The 22153-nt window shown below is 71.1% G+C and carries 13 protein-coding genes; 6 read left to right on the forward strand and 7 right to left on the reverse strand.

Going from position 1 to position 22153, the window contains the following annotated elements; genetic code table 11:
* The first annotated feature begins 115 nt into the window (after window positions 1–115).
* The 3 genes from A3IC_RS0100715 to A3IC_RS0100725 all read left to right on the forward strand — a co-directional run bounded on the left by A3IC_RS0100715 (window position 116) and on the right by A3IC_RS0100725 (window position 8678).
* On the forward strand, window positions 116–2929 hold the full coding sequence (locus A3IC_RS0100715) for a hypothetical protein (RefSeq protein ID WP_020548138.1): 2814 nt from the start codon (window positions 116–118) through the stop codon (window positions 2927–2929).
* An 83-nt stretch (window positions 2930–3012) separates the two neighbouring features.
* Window positions 3013–6921, forward strand: coding sequence for a hypothetical protein (locus A3IC_RS0100720; protein WP_020548139.1), 3909 nt, complete (start codon window positions 3013–3015; stop codon window positions 6919–6921).
* A 326-nt stretch (window positions 6922–7247) separates the two neighbouring features.
* Window positions 7248–8678, forward strand: a complete 1431-nt coding sequence (locus A3IC_RS0100725) for a S28 family serine protease (RefSeq protein WP_020548140.1) — start codon at window positions 7248–7250, stop codon at window positions 8676–8678.
* A gap of 198 nt (window positions 8679–8876) precedes the next feature.
* Here the strand turns inward: A3IC_RS0100725 and A3IC_RS0100730 are convergent, their stop codons facing one another.
* Together A3IC_RS0100730 and A3IC_RS0100735 are read right to left on the reverse strand one after the other, a co-directional pair.
* Complete coding sequence (locus A3IC_RS0100730; RefSeq protein WP_020548141.1) at window positions 8877–10046, reverse strand: alkaline phosphatase PhoX; 1170 nt, start codon at window positions 10044–10046, stop codon at window positions 8877–8879.
* Between the two features lie 241 nt (window positions 10047–10287).
* Window positions 10288–11103: a class I SAM-dependent methyltransferase gene (locus tag A3IC_RS0100735; protein ID WP_020548142.1), complete on the reverse strand. Its 816-nt coding sequence runs from the start codon at window positions 11101–11103 to the stop codon at window positions 10288–10290.
* Window positions 11104–11397: 294 nt separating this feature from the next.
* Between A3IC_RS0100735 and A3IC_RS61605 the strand changes: the two genes are divergently transcribed.
* Window positions 11398–12570 carry a permease-like cell division protein FtsX gene (locus A3IC_RS61605; protein ID WP_020548144.1) on the forward strand — a complete coding sequence of 391 codons (1173 nt, stop codon included), beginning with the start codon at window positions 11398–11400 and terminating at the stop codon, window positions 12568–12570.
* A gap of 196 nt (window positions 12571–12766) precedes the next feature.
* Here the strand turns inward: A3IC_RS61605 and A3IC_RS0100750 are convergent, their stop codons facing one another.
* From A3IC_RS0100750 to A3IC_RS0100765, 4 genes are all read right to left on the reverse strand, one after another.
* A complete protein-coding gene (locus A3IC_RS0100750) occupies window positions 12767–14257 on the reverse strand; it encodes an MFS transporter (RefSeq protein WP_020548145.1) in 1491 nt (496 codons plus the stop codon).
* A gap of 151 nt (window positions 14258–14408) precedes the next feature.
* Window positions 14409–15419 carry an RNA polymerase sigma factor SigJ gene (sigJ, locus tag A3IC_RS0100755; protein WP_020548146.1) on the reverse strand — a complete coding sequence of 337 codons (1011 nt, stop codon included), beginning with the start codon at window positions 15417–15419 and terminating at the stop codon, window positions 14409–14411.
* A 198-nt stretch (window positions 15420–15617) separates the two neighbouring features.
* The gene (locus A3IC_RS0100760) at window positions 15618–17186 is read right to left on the reverse strand and encodes an ABC transporter substrate-binding protein (RefSeq protein WP_020548147.1); all 1569 of its coding nucleotides are present in this window, start codon (window positions 17184–17186) and stop codon (window positions 15618–15620) included.
* Between the two features lie 289 nt (window positions 17187–17475).
* Window positions 17476–18447, reverse strand: a complete 972-nt coding sequence (locus tag A3IC_RS0100765; RefSeq protein WP_020548148.1) for a LysR family transcriptional regulator — start codon at window positions 18445–18447, stop codon at window positions 17476–17478.
* Window positions 18448–18530: 83 nt separating this feature from the next.
* Between A3IC_RS0100765 and A3IC_RS0100770 the strand changes: the two genes are divergently transcribed.
* Window positions 18531–19520 (forward strand): EamA family transporter, encoded by a 990-nt coding sequence (locus tag A3IC_RS0100770; protein WP_020548149.1) that lies wholly within the window; start codon window positions 18531–18533, stop codon window positions 19518–19520.
* Between the two features lie 120 nt (window positions 19521–19640).
* Here the strand turns inward: A3IC_RS0100770 and A3IC_RS0100775 are convergent, their stop codons facing one another.
* Complete coding sequence (locus tag A3IC_RS0100775) at window positions 19641–20393, reverse strand: TetR/AcrR family transcriptional regulator (RefSeq protein ID WP_020548150.1); 753 nt, start codon at window positions 20391–20393, stop codon at window positions 19641–19643.
* Window positions 20394–20493: 100 nt separating this feature from the next.
* On the opposite strand from A3IC_RS0100775, the gene A3IC_RS0100780 reads away from it, so the two are divergent.
* Window positions 20494–22152, forward strand: a complete 1659-nt coding sequence (locus A3IC_RS0100780; protein WP_020548151.1) for a CocE/NonD family hydrolase — start codon at window positions 20494–20496, stop codon at window positions 22150–22152.
* The last annotated feature ends 1 nt before the right edge of the window (window position 22153 follow it).

Genomic DNA, 22153 nt, shown 5'->3' on the forward strand with positions numbered 1-22153 from the left:
AAAAGGTGCGTGCGGGGGCGGTGTTTGTCACGCTGGAGGCAGGTCACGTGCCCCGCCGTGGCCGGACGGTCGGCGAGGTGCGTACCCCGGCCAGTCGACCGGAAGGCGGGCACCCATGACTGCCGACCCGTTCCGCGTCCTCCGCATCGAGGACATGCTTCTTCTGCATGTCGAGGTGATCAACCTCCGGCGCGAGGGGGCGCGGCTGGTCCGCGAGGACCCCGCCGTGCCGGCGCTGGTGCTGCTCCACCTGCCCTCCCAGCACGTCAACGAGAGCGTGCTGTCCGGCGGGCAGTTCCCGGAAACCGTGGCGGCCTTCGCGGCGGGGACGAGCACGTTGGTGTTCCTGCTCCCGGACGGGCAGGACGGCATCGACCTGACCATCGAAGCTCTGCTGGACTGGAACCGACTGACCCCGTCGATCGCCCCGGCCGGCCGGCCGCTGGACGACCCGAACGAACCGACCGTAATCGGCGGACTCCCGCGCACCGCCGTCGAGTTCCCCACCCGCCTGCTGCTGGGCCATGACCACGACGGTTCGCCGTTCGCGTGGTCGGAGCCACTGGCCGAACCGGCCGTGCTCGACGGGCGAGCCGAACTGTGGCACGTCGAACTGTCCGGCGACAACGGCGGGCCCGTGCACCTGAAGGCGTTCTCCGTGGTGTCCGGACGCCCCCACCGCACCGGGATGCCACTGGACGGGATCATGCTCAGCGAGCTGATCGTTCGCTCCAGCCTCGACCAGTTCCTCGACGTGGACGGGACTTCGCTGCGCCGCCCCCTGCTGGCCGACCGGTTCATGCTCACGCCGCTGGGCGCGACGGTGCGCATCAACGGATCCTGGCCCGTCGCGCCTGACTTCCTCGGGCTGAGTCTGACCGGCTACGAGCACATCGCGTCGCTCGGGCGCGACGAGTTCGTGCACACAGTGCGGCACGGCTTCCTCAGCAGCGGGCACCCGGCGTCCCTCATCGAGATCACCAAGCGCTTCTACGACGACCCCGGCGACGGCTCCTCGGTCGCCTACCTGCGCAAGGAAGCGCACATCGTGGTGGACCGAGCCGAGGTCACCTACGGTGCGGAGGCGGGCTACGACCGGCACCAGGGACGGCAGCTGCCGTTCCGGTCGATACGGCTCACCGACTCGGTCACTCCCGTGATCGATCTCGGGGCGGGTGCGTTCTGGGTGACCGTCGGCGGCGTGCCGTTGCCGTTCCACGCCACCGCGACCGATGCCGAGGGCCGGCACATCAGCATGGACATGCCGCTGGTGTTCGCCTCCGCCGACGCGCTCGACCGGATGGCGGGGGTCTACAACGATCCGGCCACCACCGACCGGACAAACCTGGGGCTGGGCGGACAGACGGTCGCCCTGGCCGAGAATCCGAGCGCCGACGGCAGTACCGGCATGCCCGTGACCTCGGCGCGCTTCGCCCTGGAGTCGGCCTCCGGGCACCCGGCGGGCGTACTTCCCGCCATGGTCGACGCGGTGGCGCGCGTGCCCGCGGTCGAGCAACTCACCGGCCTGGCCACCGACACCGCGGTGCGGTTGCACGATGCCTACCTCGAACAGGGTCTGGACGGCCAGCCGACCGGCGCGTTCCTGCATCTGGTCGACGCGTTGCCGATGGCCCTTTCCGCCGAGAAGGCGGGGGGACTGGCGAAACCCAGCACGGCCGTCCAGGCCGTCACCACCCGCGCGGGATTGCTCGCGCCGCAATTCCTCGGCGCGGCGGGCGATGCGGTGGGCGTCGACTCGGCGACATTGGCGCAGATCTTCGGCGGCACGAAACTGCTGGGCCCCATCGACCTGGCCGACCTGCTCGCGAACGTCCCGGCGACATCCGTCGCGGAGTTGAGGGACCTCGGCGAGGACGAGATCCGCCGCCGACTCGACGGTGTCTCCCAGGAACTGCTGCCGGTACCGCTCATGCGGATCGCCGACCTGGTCGACAGCGCCGGCTCCGAACTCCGGTATGTATGGAAGCCCCGGCTCAAGAACGACCTGCCGCTGCTGGATCTGGGCGCCGCCGCGCTCGTCCTCGAAGCGACCACCGTGCGCTCGCCGGACGCCCTGAGCAAGTCCAGCGTGCGCGGCGAACTCAGACGCTTCGCCTTCGTGTTCGCCGACATCGTGCGGGTCGACTTCGAACGCCTGACGTTCACCGCACGCCCCGGCAGCAAACCGGACGTCACCGCCGCAGGCGTCGCGATCACCTTCGAAAAGGCCCTCGAGTTCGTCAACCAGCTCCGCGAGGCCCTGCCCGCGGACGGGTTCGGCAGCGGGGCGTTCGTCGACGTGAGCACTTCCGGCGTCACCGCCGGCTATTCACTGACCCTGCCGACGCTGTCGCTGGGCATGTTCAACCTGAGCAACGTCGCCCTGTCCGCACGCCTGACCATCCCCTTCGACGATCGGCCCGCGCGGTTCCGGTTCGCCGTTTCCGAGCGGCAGAACCCGTTCAACATCAGCGTGTCGTTGTTCGGCGGCGGCGGCTTCTTCGCCCTCGAAGTGAGCACCCGCGGCATCGAACAGATCGAGGGCTCGCTGGAGTTCGGCGGCAACGCCTCGCTCGACCTCGGCGTGGCCAGCGGCGGCGTGCACCTGATGGCCGGGATCGCGTTCCAGATGACCGGCGACTCGGTCACGCTCACCGGTTACCTGCGCTGCGGCGGCTACCTGTCCGTACTGGGCATCGTCAGCATCACGGTCGAGTTCTACCTGGCCCTGACCTACCACAAGGACAACGGCATCTGCGAGGTGGTCGGCCAGGGCAGCATCACCGTCAGCGTCCGGGTCGCGTTCTTCAGCAAATCCGTGAGCCTCGCGCTGGAGCGCCGCTTCGCCGGTTCCGCGGGCGACCCCTCGTTCGCGGACTGCATGGATCCGGACGACTGGGACGAGTACTGCCTGGCCTTCGCCTCGTGAACCCTCGCCGCGGTCACCCCGATCCATCGCGTCCACCCGATCCGAGTCGCACCCTCGGGTGACCTCGCCAGGAAGGCAGGCCCATGACGACCGCACAGCACATCCAGTGGATCGCCCTGCCGGCCGGCCTGTCCCCCGACGGCACGCAGGCGCGCCTGTCGGTATTCGTGGCACCTCGGCTGGCGAGCGACGGACCCGGCACACTCGCGGCGTTCCCGGACTTCCTGGACTGGCCGGCGCGGATGGCCGGCGCGACGTTCGCGCTCACCCTCGGGGACGAGTCCGGTGTCCCCGACGGCGAGACTCCGCTCGTACCGCTCACGCGGACCGGGCAGCCGGCCGACTCCGCGCTGTGGCAACTGTTCTTCCCCGCCGGCACCCCGGTGGACGAGTTCGAGTTCGACGACCACCGGCAGAGCACCATGGTGACCTATCCGGCCCGCGAACTCGCCGACACCACCCGCCGGTCGTTCGCGAGCAGCGCGGCCGAGTCGCCCGACAGTATGCCTCCGAGCCAACAGATGAGCACCCTCGCCGGGTTCGCCGCCGCCGGCGACATGCAGGATGCCATGCAGGGCATGCGTGAAAACATCGTCATGCAACTCGCCGCCGCCGACCGGCAGGTCGCCGACCAACCGGGCGAACTGGTGCGGCCGGAACTGAGCCCGCAGGAGGCGTTCCTCGCCTTCCATGAACCCCAGCCGCAGGTCCCCGGCCTGGTTGCGGACGGCGGCCCGCACATCGCGCCGCCTCCGGAGGTGCCGCACGTCGACTTCCACCAGTTGTTGTCCTCGCTCGGCGACCACCCCAAGCTGCTGCGACGCCTGGGACTGGTGCTGGACTTCGTCGCGCCGGTAGGGCTGCTGCCGGGCTCCGGCGGCGAGCTGACCGTCTTCCTCGTACCCGACTGGGATCCGCTGCTCGGGCCGGACACGTCGCACGACCACGCGGCCGCGACGCGCTACGCCCTGGCCCCGGGCCAGGGCTTCTGTGCCGCCGCGGACGGCAACGACGCGTTCGGACCGCCGGCGCGCGGACTCCTGGCCCTGCCGGACGGCGAATACGCCATCGAGCAGGCGGACATCGACGGCATCACCCTCAAACTGCTGGCCGCCGCCGTGGCGGCCGACACCGACGAGGAGGCCGAGGCCGCGCCGCCGACGGTGCGTACCAAGGGGCTCTCGCTCGTGCTCGGCGACCGCACCCGGCACCTGCACGACACCTTCCAGCGGAACGCCGACCGGCAGGACGCGCTCGCCGAGGACACCACCGTGGTCCTCACCGCCGAGGATCTGGTGCGCGGACATCGACTGGACATCTTCGACGAGAGTCGGCAGAGATGGTTCTCGCTGCACGAGCGTGAAGTCGCCTACGATCGCGCGGGCAGCCCGGGCGACCACCTGGACACCGCGTCCGACGAAGGATTCTTCCAGCTCAGCCTGGCCACACCCACCGCCGCGCCGGGCGCCGCGCAACGCGTCCACGTGCACGAACACCTGGTCACCTGGGACGGGTGGGCGTTGTCCGCACCGCACCCGGGCAAGGCCGTGGCGAACGGGGACGGCCCCGAGCGCATCCCCAACGCGGCGGCAACGACACTGCCGTTGGAGATCGATACCCGGCCCCGACCCGGCTCGCTGCCGCACCTGCGGTTCGGCAGGTCCTACCGGATCCGAATCCGCACGGTGGACCTCGCGGGCAACGGGCCGACCCTGGAGGAGGCCGACGGACTCCTGGACCAGGACGTCCTGGTGCTGCCGGCGACGGGCGGTCCGGTCTTCCGCAGGTTCGAGGCGGTCCCCCCGCCGCTGTTGTTGCCGCGCGTCGAGTTCACCGAAGGGACCTCGGCACACCGGCTGGTGATCCGCAGCACCGCCGAACTGTCCCCGGCGCAGTACGCCGAGACGTTCAACGCCTCGCCGCCGGTCACCGACGGCACACACCCGCCGTACCACGAGGTCGACGAGCGGCACGTGGTCGCGCCGAAGGCGTCGCTGGACTGCGTCGAGCGGCACGGCAAGCTCGACGAGGCCATCGGCTCGGGCGACGCCGACGCGCGCCGGCGGTTCTACGCCATCGCATCGCGGGAGAGCGGATCGCTCGACGACGCGTCCCTGCCCGATGTGGTGTCCGTGACCTATCCGTCGGCGACCCCCGATGCGGCGGAGGGCCACTACGTGCTGTACACGGGCGAGACGATCGACCTGCCGTATCTGCCCGATCCGCTCGCCGACGGCGTGGTCTTCCACGAACTCCCGGGCATGCCGGAACGCCAGTTGTTCGAGGTGCCGTGGAACGGGGCGGCCTGGCATGCGCCGCAATCGATCCGACTGCGCGTCGAGGAGGGCGATGGAGCGCCCGTCTTCGACCCGTCGACCCGGGTGCTGACCGTGCTGCTGCCGAAGGCGACGCTGGCGACCGTGCGGGTGTGCTCGCGCGTCAAGGTCAACGAGAAGACCATGGGCATGCTCAAGTGGTGTCGGGACGCGCTCGATCCGGACCGATTCGAAAGTGTGATGGCCGCCGCCCGCGCCAACCGGCACTGGATGCTGACGCCGTGGCACGCGGTGACGCTCGTTCACGCCGTGCAACGGCCCCTGACCGCACCGCTGTTGACACTGAGCGACGGACCCGATCGGCTGCCCGGCGCAACCGGTGAACATCTCGTCGGCTCCATGGAGTTGAGCGCGGCGAGCACCGAACGCATCGACATGATCGCGTCGTGGCGCGAAAACGTGGACGACCTCGCCATGCCGGGCCCGAGTGTGCTGGAGGTCACCACCCCGGTGTTCCGGCTGCCGCTCGCCGCCGCCGTCCCGCCGGACCCGGTCGCGAGCGAGGACTCGCCCAGCACCCTCGACGGCGACTCCCTGACGTTCAACACCGTCGTGGCCGAGGAGCTCGCCTTCGCGGTGGAGCCGGACCAGCCGCCGGGGACACCGGTCCCGGCCAAGTGCGAGTTCGGTGACAACAAACACCGTGACGTGACCTTCACCCCGGTGGCGACCAGCCGATTCGGCGACTACTTCCCACCGGAGTTCGCCCGGGACACCGATCGGGAAATGCTCAGCGTGCACGGCGATCCCGTCGAGCACACCGTGCTCAGCAGCGCCAAACCCGCCGCGCCGCACGTGTCGGGCACCTTCCTCACCCTTGGGATCGAGACCTTCGGCAGCCTGCCGGACGGCCTGTTCAGGCGGCGCCGCGGCGGGGGCTTCCGGGTCTATCTGTCCCGGCCCTGGTTCTCGTCCGGAGACGGCGAGTTGCTCGCCGTGGTGTTGGGCATCGAAGGGGACGAGCAGCCGCTCCAGGCACACCCGTTCATCACCCTCATGGGACGCGACCCGATCCGCGGTTCCGCCCCGGTGTTCCTGCCGTCGGCGAGCAACTTCCCCGGCGCATCGACCATGACGGACGTGGCGCTGCCCGAGGTCTTCGACGGATTCGCGGTCACCGCGGCCGGGTTCGAGCCCACCTTCGACGGTCCGTCCGGCCGGTGGTACTGCGACATCGAGGTCGACACCGGCGACGCCTACTTCCCCTTCCTGCGGCCCGCCCTCGCCCGCCTGCAACAGCGCTCCCTGGAAGGTTTTCAGCTGTCGCAGATCGTGCTCACCGAGGCCCTGCGGCTGCTGCCCCCACGCACCCTCACCGTCTCCGGCACCGACCCGCTGACCGTGCAACTCACCGGGCCCGCCTACCACGACGACAACAGTCCGCCGACCGTGGCGGCCGGCTTCCAGGTACGCGACCCCGACGTCCCCGATCCCGTCCTCGGCTGGCTCGACCTCGACGAGACCGAACTCCTTGCCGACGACGACACCAGCCTCTTCCCCACCTATTCCGCCGACATCCCGCTCCCCGACCCGCGACCCGACCTCCCTCTGCGCCTTCTGGTCAGCGAAATGGCCGCCACGCGCTCCGACTTCGCCCTCGACGAGTTCGGTCCGGCGGTGGCAAGCCTGGTGTACGCGGACGCGGTCGACCTGTGATCCGCCGCACGGCCGCGCAACTCCTTTTGTCTATACGGCCGTTGGCAGGTCAACGCCTACCTGGCCACGGGCAGACTGCCCACGACCGATCCGACCGGCGTGAAGTAGCCGACCCACCGGCCGAGCAGCGGCACCCGACGGGCGTGACCGGGAAACCCCGCTCACGCCCGTCGGCGCGGACCGGGTGCCGGCGTCGATCCGATGCCGGCCGGGGTCGGGTGGTGTGTGGTGTTCGGTGTGTCGTGGTCCGGCCTCCCCCGAACGGGGGAGAAGCTTCCCCCGGTTCGGGGATCCGCGCGCATCGGGACTCCGGCTTTTCTTGAGGCATGACGAACGCGATCAACGATCAGGGCCGAGGCGACATCGGTACGGCGCCGCCGGTCCGGTGTGGGCGCGCGATGCGGCGCGGCGGACGCAGACTTGCGGTGCTCTCCGTGTTCTCCGTCGTGCTCGGGCTCGTCGGTGCCGGCACGGCGGTCCCGGCCCGGGCACAGGCTGCGGCAACCGGTGCGGTGGCCGAGGCCGACGAGTCCGACATCCGAGCGCGGATCGAGGCGATCCCGGGCATGCGGGTGCTGGACGAGAAGCCGGTCACGCCGGGCGTCCGATACTTCGACCTGACCTACCGTCAGCCCAATGACCACCAGCATCCCGAGCGGGGTTCCTTCGAACAGCGGCTCAGCCTTCGGCACGTCTCCACCCGACGGCCGATGGTCCTGTACACAAGCGGCTACGACCTCGGCGCCGGTCCGAGCTTCCGCTCGGAGCCGACCACCCTGCTGGACGGCAACCAGATCTACACCGAGCAGCGCTACTTCGGCACGTCCCGCCCCGAACCCGCGGACCTGTCCCACCTGAACATCCGTCAGGCAGCCGCCGATCACCACCGGCTGATCCAGGCCCTCAAACCGATCTACCGCGGTTCCTGGATATCCACCGGCGGGAGCAAGGGCGGCATGGCCACCGTCTACCACCGGCGTTTCTACCCGAACGACGTCGACGGCAGCGTGGTGTACTCCGCGCCCAACAACACCGACGACCGCGACGACACCGCATACGACGATTTCCTCACTCGGGTGGGCACTCCCGAGTGCCGGGCCGCTCTGCAAACGGTCCAGCGCGAAGCGCTCGTGCGACGGGAGGAGATGGTGGTCCGCTACGGGCAATGGGCCCAGGCGAACGGGCAGACCTTCGACACCCTGGGCGGCATCGACAAGGCGTTCGAACTCGCGGTGCTCCGCCTGCCGATGATGTTCTGGATGTACGCGGGCGAGTCGAAGTGCGCCGATGTGCCCACGCCGGCCACCTCCGCCGACGAGCTGTACGCGTGGGTCGACGGGATCTCCCGATTCGCGGTCTACACGGACAGCAGTGTCGAGTTCTTCATGCCGTACTTCTACCAACTCGGCACCCAGCTCGGATACATGCAGGTCGCGACCCCGCATCTGGAGGGTCTGTTGCGCTACCCCGGCATCCAGGAGGTGCGCAGCTACGTGCCTCGGGAGATACCGCTGCGGTTCGAGCCGGGGGTGATGCGCGACATCGACCGCTGGGTACGGTCGCGGGGCAGCGAAATCCTGTTCGTCTACGGCGAGAACGACCCGGTCCGTGCCGAGCCGTTCCGGCTGGGCCCGGGCAGCCGTGACGCTCAGGTCCAGGTGGCGCCGCACACAGGCCACGGTGCCAGGATCGCCACCCTCGCGCCCGAGGACGCCGCCCGGGCGAGCGCCGCGCTGCGGCGGTGGGCCAGGGTGTGATCCGGGTGTGATCCACCTGCCCGAAACGCGTCCCGGGCGTGGGTGTCCGGACCCGTCGGAGAAGCCGGATGCCGGGGCCGTTCGAAATCGCGTACGCGTGACCGAACACCCCGGCTCCGCCTGCTGTCCCCGCCGACCTCGGCGCCTGCACCCGAACCGTCGGGGCCCGTCCCACCCGGGCCACGGCGCGGTGTGGCGTCAGGCCGCGTCGCGGAAGGCGCCCGTCACCTCGAAGGTCACGCCGGCCGCCGGGGAGTCGGAGGTGCCGCGCTGGGAGGAGAAGTACAGTCGCCGCCCGTCCGGGGAGAACGCCGGGCCGGTGATCTCGGAGCCGTCGTGGCCGGTCACCTGGAGGAACGGCGCGACCGTGTCGTCCGGCGTGATCAGGCAGATCTGCATGTCGCCACCGTCCTCGGCGACGAACAGGTCGCCGTTGGGCCGCCCGGTGATGTTGTCCACGCCGGTCAGGGGCGCGGACCCGGCGGGCACCAGGTCGTCGTCGTAGGCGATGTCCAGGACGCTCGATGCCGCGTCGTACACCCACACCCGGTTGTCGCCCTTGGTGGTGAACCACACTCGCCCGTCCCGGTGGTGCGCGCCCTCGCCCCCCTTGAAGCGGCGCGCCTCCGCGACCTGGTTGCGCGTCCCGGTCAGCCAGTCACCGGGGCGTGGCACGGTCCGCCAGGTCACCGGCCCGGTCACCGGTGCGGCCGGGGCGCACAGCACGTCGAGGCGTCCGCGCGCGAGGTCGCCCCACGTGTCGGGCGTGAATCGATAGAAGCATCCGTCGGGCTCGTCCTCGGTCAGGTAGATCACCCGCCGGTCCGGGTCGGCCGCGGCGGCCTCGTGCTTGAAGCGCCCCATGGCGTCGCGCTTGACGGCTCCGGTGCGGCCGTACGGGTCGGTCTCCCACACCCGACCGAACGCGATCTCCTCGCACGAGAGCCACGTACCCCAGGGCGTGGCCCCACCCGCACAGTTCAGATTCGAGCCACCGAGGATGGAATAGGCACCGCCGATGCTCCCGTCCGCGGCGAAGCGCAACGCGGACACTCCGCCCACCAGCGGGAGTTCGGAGTTGGAGACGTAGATCCATCCGGCTCCGTCGCGGAAGCACGCTCCGCCGTCCGGGGCGCCGTGCCACAGGTGCGTGGTGCCCGCAACGAACCGCCCGCTGCGCGCCACCACGCGCGAGGTGAACCCGGCGGGCAAGCGCACGCCGTTGGCGTCCGGCGCCGACAGCGCGCCGTAGGGCCCGCTTCCGGGCTGCGCGGGTCCCGCGTGCGCGACGGACGCCCACAGTGACCCGCCGAGCACCAGTCCGCCCGTGCCGACGGCGGTACCTCGCAGGAATGTACGCCGGTCCATGTCGTACTCCCTTCTCGACGACGGCCGGAACCGCCGCACGCGACCCGAGCGTTACCAATCGGTACGTTAGGAGCGAACCACCGTCGAAGGAATGTGCGCACGAGTGAAATCCCGGTGACGATCGGGCATGCGGGCCGTTCGCGGCCCGAAACCCTCCTCGCCTGACCACGTGTCGGCGCCGCCCTTTGCCGACCGGCGCCGAACCCCCTTGCGGCACGGCGCGGTGGCGACCGGGTCGGGGTCAAGACGGTTTGCGGCAGAGGATCTCGCCGTGCGGAACGGAGAACCACGCGTCCTCCTGCCGCCCCCACTCCCGCCACGCCTCCGACACCGCGCGCAACTGCTCGATCGTTGCGTGGCCGCCCTCGATGGCGCGCTCGGCGTACGACGAGGCGAGCGTGCGGTCCGCCCACAGGCCGCTCCACCAGGCGCGTTCCTCCGCATCGGCATAGCACCAGGTGCTGGACGAGGCGGTGATCTCCGGACAACCCGCGTGCAGGGCCCAGGACTTCAGCCGCCGCCCGGCGTCCGGCGCGCCGCCGTTGGCGCGGGCCACCCGCAGATACAGGTCGAGCCAGTCGTCCATGCCGGGGGTCGCCGGGAACCAGGCCATCGTCGGGTAGTCCGCGTCGCGGGCGGCGATGATCCCGCCCGGCTTGGTGACCCGGACCATCTCGCGCAGGGCCCGCACCGGGTCGCCCACGTGTTGCAGTACCTGATGCGCGTGCACGACGCAGAAGGTGTCGTCCGGGTAGTCCAGTGCGTGGACGTCCGCGACCGCGAACTCGACGTTCCCCAGGCCCGCTTCGGCGGCCGTGGCGCGCGCCTGATCCAGGATGTCCGGTGCGTGGTCGACGCCGGTGACGTGGCCGTCGGGAACGAGCGACGCCAGGTCGGCGGTGATGGTGCCGGGACCACAGCCGACGTCCAGGATCCTCATGTGCGGCTTGAGCGAGTCGAGGAGATAGGCCGCCGAGTTCGCGGCGGTCCGCCAGGTGTGCGAGCGCAGCACGGATTCGTGGTGCCCATGTGTGTAGACGGCGGTTTCCTTCGACATGACGTCCCCTTCGCGTCTTCATGTGATCCCGAAACCCGCGGCGTCGCACCGCGAACCGGTGCACGACACCGTACGCCTCCATGTCGCATAATGAGATCCCGATCTCGAAATATGGACACGCATGGATGTCGAACGGCACCGACGGGAGCCGCGACCGACGACGACCGTCGGTCGGCCGGCCGGCACGATTCGCCGGCGTTTCCGGCAACGGCTGGTCGGCGACACCACGAGAGCGGATGGGAGCGCCACCAACTAGGCTCGCCGACAGTGAAGTTCACGTCGGGGGGAACAGACATGGCGTACCGCACCACGTTTCGGGCCGGCAAAGTCGCCCTCGGATGCGCGACCGCACTGCTGTCGATCACCACAGTCGCCGCGTGTACCGACGGCGGCGGCAAGTTGCCCCCGAGACAGACCAGGGCGGCCGAATCCCCGGGGTCGTCCGGTTCCGGGAAGGCGACCGAGGAGGCCCCGACGTGGTCCATGGACAATCTGCCGCCGGGTATCGACTTCTGGGCGGGCAAGGTGGACCTGGCCGTGTTCCTGTGTCACGTCTCCGACCCGAAGACGGGCGGCTGTTCCGCCGGCGCCGTCACCTACACCCAGCGCGATGAGGTCCGCGCGGCCCTTCAGGCCATGCCACAGGTCGAACACGTGTACTTCGAGGACCGGCACCAGGCATGGGAGCTCTTTCGCGCACAGAACGGCAACACACCCCTCGTCGAGGCGATGACGGCCGAGCAACTGCCGGAATCGTTCCGCGTCAAGCTCAAGGACCCCACCACCGTGGCGGCGGTGAGATCCGCGCTCGACGGACGCCCCGGCGTCGCCTCGACCATGGCCCAGACCCCCTCCGGCCCCGGAAACCCCGCGGCACGGACCGGCACGGCGGCCCCACTGACCCTGGATCGGGCCCGGCGCGCCGTCCTGACCGTGGACGACGTCGGCTCCGGATGGAGTGCGGGCGCCCTGACGGACACCGAGCCCAAGCCGGCTGCGGCGCCGTTCTCGGGGAGCAGCGGTGACGCCGGGTGCGATCGTGCCCTCCAGGGCGCGCCGACCGGCCCGACCAGGGTCGCCCTCGGCGCGAACCGGATCTTCGAGCAGGACCGCACCGGGATGCGAATCGTCGCCTCCGTCCAGGTCTACGAAGGCGACGGGGCGGCCGTGCAGTTGGCCAAGTCGCGGGCCATGGTGACCGGTTGCGCGGACCTCGACCTCCCGTGGCAGGGCGGCACCGCGCGCTTTCGTGCGATCGCCGCGCCCACCCTCGGGGACGAGGCCGTGGGCATGCGCATCGTCGCGAACCAGGGCGGCGGCCCCAAGTCCGTCGACTCGATTCTCGTGCGCCTGGGACCCAACGTCGCCACCGTCTCCGTCCTGGGCGAAGCCGACCCCGACGGCGCTGCCCTGGACCGACTCGTCCGCCGCGCCGCCGAGCATCTGCGCACCGCCGGCCGGGACTGACCCACCCCGCCCGCATCCGATGCACCGGGGATCGGGGCCGAACGACGAGGCGCGGCAGGCGATATCCGCAGCGGCAACCGTGCCGGAACAGACATCGGCGCGGCAGCGGCACGTGCGGGGGATGCGGCTACCCGCACGTCCCCCGCCGCACCTTCGGACCGCGTCACGTCGTGCACACCGGCGCCCCGTGGCCGGGTCAGGTCTCCTCACCACGAGTGTTGGCGACGAACAGGGCGACCACCGCCGCTCCGGCCAGGAGGAACGCGCCGACCAGAAGCGCCTTTTGGAAGCCCTCGGTGTAGGAGTAGGCCGCCGAGCGGCCGGCGGCCAACCGGTGGCTGGTCTCCGAGGTCGCGACGGCGGACAGGATCGCGAGGCCGAACGCACCGCCGAGTTGTTGCGCCGTGTTCATCAGGGCCGCCGCCAGACCCGCCTGATCGGCGGGAACGCCCGCGTTGGCGGCGGTGGCGACACCGACGAAGACGAAGCCGAGCCCGAACGACATCACGACCAGGCCGGGCAGCAGGTCGGTGAGATAGGAGCCGTCCACCGGGATGCGCGAGAGAAGCCAGATCCCGGCGGATGCGACGAGCGCGCCGACCACGATCAACGGACGGGTACCGACCCGGGTGAGCAGCGGCTGGGCCAGGCCGGCCGCGATGCCCACGCCGACGGTGACCGGCAGGAACGCGGATCCGGCCCGGATCTCGGAGTAGCCCAGGACCTCCTGCATGTACAGGGTGAGGAAGAAGAACATCGCGATGAAGCCGGACATGGCCACCAGTTGTGTCACGTTCGCCGCGGCCAGGCCCTTGACCCGGAAGATGCTCAACGGCATCAACGGGTTGCGCCCGACCGCCTCGTTGACCACGAAGGCGAACAACAGGCAGCCGGCGGTGCCCAGTTCGACGATCGTGCGGGTGGATCCCCAACCCTGGTCGGGTGCCTTCACCAGGCCGTAGACCAGCAGGACCAGCCCGCCGGTGGCCAGTGCGGTGCCGAGGAAGTCGAAGCCGCGCGTCGAGGCCCGGTGCCTGTCGTCGGGGAGGAGCCGGGGGATGGCGGGCAGGACGAGCGCGCAGACCGGCAGGTTGACGAACATGACCCAGCGCCAGCCGGGGCCCTCGGCGAGCACGCCGCCCAGGAACACGCCGACGGCGGAGGCGAATGCCCCGGTGCCGGCCCAGGCGCCGAGTGCCTTGTTGCGGTCGGGGCCGGTGCCGAACGAGGTGGTCAGGATCGACAGGGCCGCGGGCAGCATCATCGACGCGCCCACGCCCTGGGCGAGCCGGGCGCCGATCAATACCGCGGAGCTTTGGGCCAGTCCGCCGGCCAGGGAGGCGGCGGCGAACACGACGGTGCCGGCGATCAGTACTCGGCGGCGCCCGATCAGGTCGGCGGCGCGCCCGCCGAGGAGCATCAGGCCGCCGTAGGTCAGCAGGTAGCCGGATGGCACCCATTGCAGACCCTGGTTGGTCAGACCGAGGTCGCGTTGGATGCTGGGCAGCGCGATGTTGACGATGGAGGCGTCGACGAAGTCGAGGAAGGCCACCGCGCACAGCAGGACGAGGGTGAGCTTGCCGCGTGTGGTGGTCAGGAACGTGGCATCGGCGGCGCTGGACCGCGCCGATGCCACGGGGTTCGCCGGGTCCGTCGATTCGGGCGATGTGAAGGTGCCGGTGGACATGGGTCGCTCCAGGAGAGGTGCGCTCTATCGGCGTCTGGGCAGGTGGGCATGGGGCGGCGCCGGCGGGCGCGACCCGAGGGTGTTCGCACGAGGTGGTCGGGTTGGCTGTGTCGCACCGGGACGATCGTGGTCGGCGGCCCGGATTCGGCGGTCAGCCGTCGGTGTCGTCCGGGCGTCGGTGGTCGTCGTCGCCGGCCGGCGTCTCGTGCGGGATGCGGGTGAAGTCGGGGTAGTCGACGGGATCGGCGTCGTCGACGACGTCCAGCGCGACGCCCCGGAGCTTCTCGGGGTTGGCGATCACGTCGATTCGCACGATCCGGCCGCCCGCCACGGTGAAGCCCGCGATGCCACTGGGCCGCTTGGGGTCGCCCACCAGGCGCCCCGGGCCGCCGTTGACCACGACCGGGCGGGAGTAGGGCAGGAAGAACGGGGCCGATTGGAGCATGTGTCGCGCGACCTCCTCGGCGCCGACCAGGGCGGACGAGGCGGAGTGCCGGTTGGCGCCCAGGTCGATGCGGAAGGAGACGTCCGGGTCGAGGGTGGCCATGAGCGCGTCGAAGTCACCCTCCTGCGCCGCGGCCAGGAACGCGTCGACGATCCGACGCTGCCGCTTGAGGTCGCCTTCCGGCTGCGGCGCCGACCGCACCCGCCGGCGCGCCCGGCTGGCCAGCTGCCGTGCCGCCGCCGGGCTGCGGTCGACGATGGGGCCGACCTCGTCGAACGGCACGCCGAACACGTCGTGCAGCACGAAGGCGAGCCGCTCGGCCGGATTGAGCGTCTCCAACACGATCAGCAGCGCGAGTCCGATGGCGTCGGCCTCGATGCTCTTGTGTTCGGGGTCGTACGCGTTCGCGTCGGCCGAGCGCACGATCGGTTCCGGCAACCACGTGCCGGGATAGTCCTCGCGGCGCAGCCGTCGGGCGCGCAACATGTCGAGGCAGATCCGCCCGACGACCGTGGTCAGCCAGGCACGCAGGTCGCGGATGTCCTCGTACTCGTTGCGCGACACCCGCAACCAGGTCTCCTGGATCGCGTCCTCGGCGTCGGTGCGCGAACCGAGAATGCCGTACGCGACGGACCGCAGGTGCGGGCGCAGCCCCTCGAACTGATCGGCGAGCCACATCACGCGCCGCGTGGGTGCCGGCCCGGGTTCGTTGTCCATGCGATGTAGACGAACGTCGACCCGAAAGTGTGACGTGTGCCCGGGAATCCGCCGCGACGGCCGACGGCCCCCGTCCCGAAGCCGGGTCGAACAGCTTCGGAACGGGGGCTCGTCACCGGTACCCGGCCGGGCTCGTCCCCTGCCGTACCGGTGTGGTCACCGGCGCCGGCGCAGGGTGCGGCCGGACGGTCGGATGCGTTACTTGCGGTTCAGACGCATGGACATCGGGTCGATGCCGGCGCCGTCGATCACGAACGTGGTGCCGCGCGTGGCGAAGTAGGGAGACAGCGAGTCCACGAACGTCACCACGTCGACCCGTTTGACCAACTCCGCCTCGGCCGCGGTCCACTCGTCACAGCCGGCGACATCCGGCTTGCCCATCGCCAGACCCGCCAGACGCTTGTACTCGGGGTTGTCGATGGAGCCGAAATTGAGCCCGTCGGGTCCCGCGGGGCCGCTGAAGAAGGGGATGAGCTGGTCGGGTTGGGTGAGCGTGAGCGGTGTCCACGAGATGTCCCACTGACCGGAGGCCAGCACCTCGCCCGTCGTCCCGTTCGTGAGCGGCTTGCGGGTGACCTTCACGCCGAACGACTTCCACTGTTCGATCGCCAACTCGATCGCGGAGAGGAGTTGGGTACCCCCCGTGGTGGGGTGCGGCAGCACGATGGACAGTTGTTTGCCGTCCTTGGTCCAGTACCCGCCGGACTTCTTCCACCCTGCGCCCCGCAGTGCGTCCGCGGCCCGGGCGACGTCGTGTGGCGGGGTGTTCGCACTGACCGCGTCGGCCTGACAGGGCGGCAACATCGTGGTGGCGACCCTGATCGGCGCCGCTCCCTTGCCGCCGCTGGCCACCGCCCCCAACTGCTTGAGATCGAGCGCGGCGATCAGCGCCCAGCGCACCGCCGGATCGGTGGTGACGTGCTCGGGTGCCTCGTTCATCAAGAGCATGCCGAGCGGATCGCGCTGGATCTGGGTTTTCAGTCCGGCCGCCGTCAACCGGATGCGATCCGCGCCGGTGACGGAGGCGATGTCGAGCTGCTTGCCCAGAAGCAGGTTGGCCTTGGTGGACTCGTTGGCGACGACCTTGAAGACCAGACGCTCGGGCAGCTCGGTGGAGCGGGCGCCGTCCGGGCCCCAGACGTAGTCGGGTCGTTTGACGTAGGTGAAGTGGTCGCCCGTGGCAACCTCGGTGAGTCGGTAGGGCCCGGTGCCGTCGGTGGCGTGGGTGAGCGAGTCGGGCGCCGCGAGTCCCGATGGGCACACCAGCGGCAACTGTGTGGTGCCCCGCAGCAGGAACGGAGTCGCCTCGGGGGTACGCAGCGTCAGGGTGTTGCCGGCGTCGTCGGCGGTGGCGACGGTTCCCGGTGCCACCGCCAGGCCGTACAGCGGCGAGGTGTTCTTCGGGTCGGCGATGTAGTTGTACTGGGCCGCGACGGCGGACGCGGTGAGCGGCTTGCCGTCGGCGCAGGTCACGTCGCGCCTGAGGGTGAAGGTCGCCGAGAGGGTGTCGGACGTCCACTTCTCGGCGACCCCCGAGACGATCTTTCCGTCGGGCCCGATGTTGATCAGGGTGTCGTACGAGAACCGGGTCATCAGGGACGTGACCTTGGACAGCGAGGTGAGCGGGGACACGTTGCCGGGGTCATCGGAGATACCGATGGTGATCGTGTCGCTCCCGCCCGCGCTCGAACTGCCGGTGGCACCGCAGCCGGTGGCGAGCAGGCCCAGGGCGACCGCCGTCGCGGCCCCGCGCGCGGCGCCTCTCATCGCGCACCGCCGGCGAGAGCGGCGGAGCGCACGGGCCGCGCGACCCCGGATACGGCGCCGGCCGGCGTACGGACGCCCCGACTCACCGTCCGGACAGCGGACCCGACCGCATCGGATCGTCCCATGCTGGATACCTCCTCGGAGAACGGCGCAGGTGCCGCAGAGGACGCTCACGGTAGGCAGCGCTCGAACACCTCGTATCGTCCGCCTGAACGAAGAACGGACATCGATTCCGTCCGTATCGCCAACGGCAGGACCGCCGACGTCCGGCAGGCTTCTCGAATCCCGCTCACATCCCGCCGGCGCCTTGCGTTGGCCACCGGCCGGGCCCTCCGTACCGATTCGGGCCCCCGGCGGCCGCGGTCCGGCGCAGCAGCAGATCGGTCGTCAGGGCGAGCGGGGGCCAGTTCAGCCGGCCGTGGCGGGCCACCGCGTAGGCGCGCAGATCCACGTGCGGGAGGGGGAGCGGGAGCAGCCGCACGCCGGCGGACAGGGCGATGCCGTGGGGCAACAGACCCACCCCCAGACCGGCGGTGATCATGCCCTGGACCAGGTCGAGGCTGTCGGCCTGATGTGTGACGTGCGGGGTGAACCCGGCGAGCGAGGCGAGCGTACGGATCACCGTCTCGTCCGCGGTGTTGCGGGAGTTGACGATCCAGTCGTGGCCGGCGAACCGCGCGAAGACGTGCGCCGTCGTGTCCGCGTCGTCCCCGGCGTCGGCACCGTCCTCGGCGTGCGCGGGTACGCCCAGGCCCCATCGCGCGGTCCACAGCGGTATGGCCCGCACGGTCGGGTCCTCGGCCGCCGGCGCCAGGTTGTAGTCGTAGGTCAGTGCCAGGTCCGTGCCGTCCTCGGCCAGGAGTTGCAGCGCCTCGGCGGGTTCGTGCTCGCGGATCAGCACGCGGACGCGCGGATGGTCGACCGCCAGATCGGTGACCACGGGCAGCAGGTGGCCGCGGATGGCGGTGGCGAATCCGGCGATGCGCAGGGTCCCGTTGGGCTCCGCGCCGGGCGCGAGGTCGTGATGCGCCCGATCGACGGCGGCGAGAATGGTCACGGCGTGTTCGGCCAGTCGGCGCCCGGCCGGGGTGAGCCGGACCCGACGCCCGTGCGGCTCGATCAGGGCGGCTCCCATGTCCCGGGCCAGCGCGGCGATCTGCTGCGAGACGGTCGAGGTGCTGGTGCCCAGCACGTCGGCGACGGCGTGCATGGAGCCCGATCGGGCCAATTCCACCAGCACCCGCAGACGTCTGGTCTCCATACGCCGATTGTCCACGATCTGCGAACGATTCGTTTCGAATCGGCACGTGGACACGAACGATGACCGGGTCTTCTACTTGAGTCATGAGCACGCCGCCCGCACCCACCCGCCTCACGGTCGCGCCCCCGCGCCTGCCGGACGCCGCGACGGGCGCCCTGATGGCCGTCGCCGCGATGTCCACCGTGCAACTCGGGCTGGCGCTGTCGGTACCGCTGATCGACCGGCTCGGCGCGCTGGGCACGGCCGGACTGCGACTCGCGTGGGCGGGCCTGCTCCTGCTGGTTCTCGTCCGGCCGCGCCGCCGCGACTTCACCGGCCGGGATCTGTGGGCGTGCACGCTGCTGGGCGTGGTCAGCGGGGGGCTGATGCTCTTCTTCATGCTCGCCGTCGCGCGGCTGCCGCTGGGCACCGCGAGTGCGCTGGAATTCCTCGGCCCGCTGGCGGTGTCCCTGTACGGATCGAGCCGCGGACGCAGGCGCTGGACGGCCCTGGCCGGCGTCGGTGTCGTGCTGCTGACCGAGCCGTGGCATGCCGGAACAGACCCCGTCGGTCTGTGCTTCGCGCTGGCCGCCGCGGCCTGCTGGGCGGCGTACATCCTGCTGACCCAGCACGTCGGCGACCGGGTCACCGGTCTGAACGGGCTGGCCGTGTCGATGCCCGTGGCGGGCCTGGTCGCCATGCTCGCCGCCGCCCCCGCCGGGCTGGGCGACGTGACCTGGCAGCTGTTGCTGATCATGCTGGGGCTGGCCGTGCTCAGCGCCGTGCTGCCGTTCAGCCTGGAATTCCTCGCGCTGCGCCGGCTGAGCGCCTCCGCCTTCGGGACGCTGATGAGCCTGGAACCGGCCATCGCGCTGCTGATGGGCCTGGTGGTGCTCGACCAGGTCCCCGGTCCGATGCCCGCGGCCGGCGTCGTCTTCGTGGTGATCGCCGGCATCGCCGTCACCCGCGCCGACACCCGCGCGGCCCCCGTCCCCGAAGGGGGATACCCCGATCCCACCCCGCCGGGCGATCCGGCATCACCACGGGACGAGGGCCTGCCGGCGAACGACCTCGGGCCCGCGGCGGTTCACTGACGAAGCCCGGACAGCCGAGGCGGCACCCGTCGGCCCGGGCGGCATCGGTTCCCCACCCGACCGAGCCATCCGGCCGACGCCGCCTCCGCGGCGAAACGCGGCGCGGCCGCGACAGCGCCGTTACCCGCGGGCCGTCCCGCGCGCCGCGGCGAGGCCGTCGACGAGGTGTGCCAGGAGTCGATCGAACGTCGCGTCCGCGTCGACGGGACGCGCGGGTTCGGCCAGGACCCGGGACAGGCGTGGGTGGTTCGGGCTCTCGGCGACCGCGTGCAGGTAGCGCTCCTGGGCCTGTGCCAACTCGCGTGCGCTGCGCCCGGCGCGGGCCGCGGCGCGGCTTCGGGCGACCTCGTACGCGACGTGACCGGCCACGAATCCGGTCACCAGGCTGAATGCCTCGAGGGCGTCCTGTCCGCCGAGGCCCGCCGGTTCCAGGACGGCGAGGGCGTGTTCGGTGAAGGCGAGGGTGTTCGGACCGAGCGTCTGCCGCTCCGGCAGTGCTGCGGGCAGCCATGGGTGACGGTGCATCAGGTCGCGTTGGCCGCGGGCCAGGGTGCGCAGGTCCTCGGTCCAGACGCCGGTGGGGGTGGGCGGCGCGGGCTGGTCGCCGATCGCGTGATCGATCATCAGCTCCAGCAGGGTGTCCTTGTCGGGCACGTAGGAGTACAGGGACATCACGCCGACGCCGATGGCCGCGGCAACGCTGCGCATGGTCACGGCGGCCAGGCCGTCGGTGTCCGCGATCATGACGGCCGCGGCGGTGATCTCGGCCCGGCTGTGCGCGGGCGGGCGGCCGCGGCGCGGTTGTCGCCGGTCGAGCCACAACGCCTCGGGGTCCACGCCGCCGACGCGGTCGGCCGGGCCCGGACTGGCCACAGTGGCTCCTCTCACATGCCGGTACTGAAGTTCCCATCCAAGCACGCGCTATTCTCGTACTAAGTACGGGAAGTAACGCGAGCCGGGAAGCGAGAACACCATGACGACCACGACCACCCCCTCCGCGGCCGCACGCAAGCCCCCGCGCCGCGTCCGGTTGACGCGGCGCACGCTGCGCGGCATGCCCGCCCCCCGATACCCGGTGGCCTACGAACCGGCCCTGCGCGTCCCCGCCGCCGACGGCAGTGCGCTTGTGGCCGACCACTACCAACCCGTCGGCCCCGGCGACTTCCCCACGCTGCTCATGCGATCGCCGTACGGACGCGGGTTCCCGTGGGCGTCGATGTACGGACTGGCCTTCGCCGAACAGGGATTCCATGTCGTCCTGCAGAGCTGCCGAGGCACCGGCGGATCCGGCGGCACCTTCGCGCTGTGGCACAACGAGGCCGCCGACGGGCAGGCAACGGTCGCCTGGCTGCGCGAACAGCCGTGGTTCACTGGGGTGTTGGGCACCATCGGCCCGAGCTACCTCGGCTACACGCAATGGGCCCTGGCGCTGGATCCGCCCGCGGAACTGCGCGCAATGGTGCTCCACTCCGGCCTGCACGACCCACACGCGTTCTTCCACTCCGGCGGCGTCTTCCACTTGGAGAACTCGCTCGCGACCACCGCGGCACTGCTGCACCAACACCGGGGCGCGTGGCGGTTCATGAAGGCGATCGCCCGGTTGCAGCGCACCCAGCGCCGCGTCGCCCGTACGCTGCCCCTGCCGGACGCGTGTGCCCTCGCATTGGGTGAGCGCGTCCCGTTCCTCCGGGACGCCCTGGCCCATCCCGACGCCGACGACCCGCACTGGGTCGGCGCGGACGTCGGGCGCGCCGCCGACACGCTTTCCGTACCGACCCTGTTGGTGAGCGGATGGCACGACGTGCTTCTCGACCAGGCGTTGCGCCAGTACGAGCGGCTGCGCCGATCCGGCTGCGAGACGGCGCTGCTCGTCGGGCCGTGGACGCACAACTCGATGCTCCAGCAGGGGTGGCCCCGGGTGTTCGCGGACAGCCTGGCCTGGCTGCGCACCCATCTGTGCGACGAACCCTCCGTGCCGCCGGAGCCACCCGTTCGGGTGCACGTCGGCGGAGCCGACGACTGGCGGGACCTGCCCGACTGGCCGCCGGCCGAAACCGCCGGACAGCGCTGGTACATCGGCGCCGACGGCACCCTGAGCCGCGCGCCCGCCGCGGCCTCGGCGCCCGTGACGCTGTGCTGGGACCCCGCGGATCCGACGCCCTCGGTCGGCGGCTCCACCCTCTCCCCCAAGGCCGGCCCCCGCGACAACACCGCGCTGGAGGCCCGCGACGACGTGCTCGCCTTCACCGCCGCACCATTGACCGAGCCGCTGGAGGTCTGCGGCCCCGTGTTCGCGGACGTGCTCGCGGCCACCGGCACCGACCATGTCGACGTGTTCGCCCGACTGTGCGACGTCGACGAACGTGGCCGCTCCACCAACGTGTGCGACGGCATCCTGCGGCTGCCCCCGGCCGGCAGCACGCCGACCCGGGTCACCGTCGCCATGGGCGCAACCGCCCACCGCTTTCTTCCCGGCCATCGCATCCGCCTGCAGCTGAGCGGCGGAGCCCACCCACGTTTCGCCCGCAACACCGGATCGGGCGAACCGGCGGACACCGCACAACGGTTCGCCCGGACGACCGTGGACCTGCACCCCGACTCGGCGCTCGTGCTGTTCGCCGCCGGCCGCTGAC

Origin of the sequence: Embleya scabrispora DSM 41855 (genome assembly GCF_000372745.1) — a bacterium.
GTDB lineage: Bacteria > Actinomycetota > Actinomycetes > Streptomycetales > Streptomycetaceae > Embleya > Embleya scabrispora.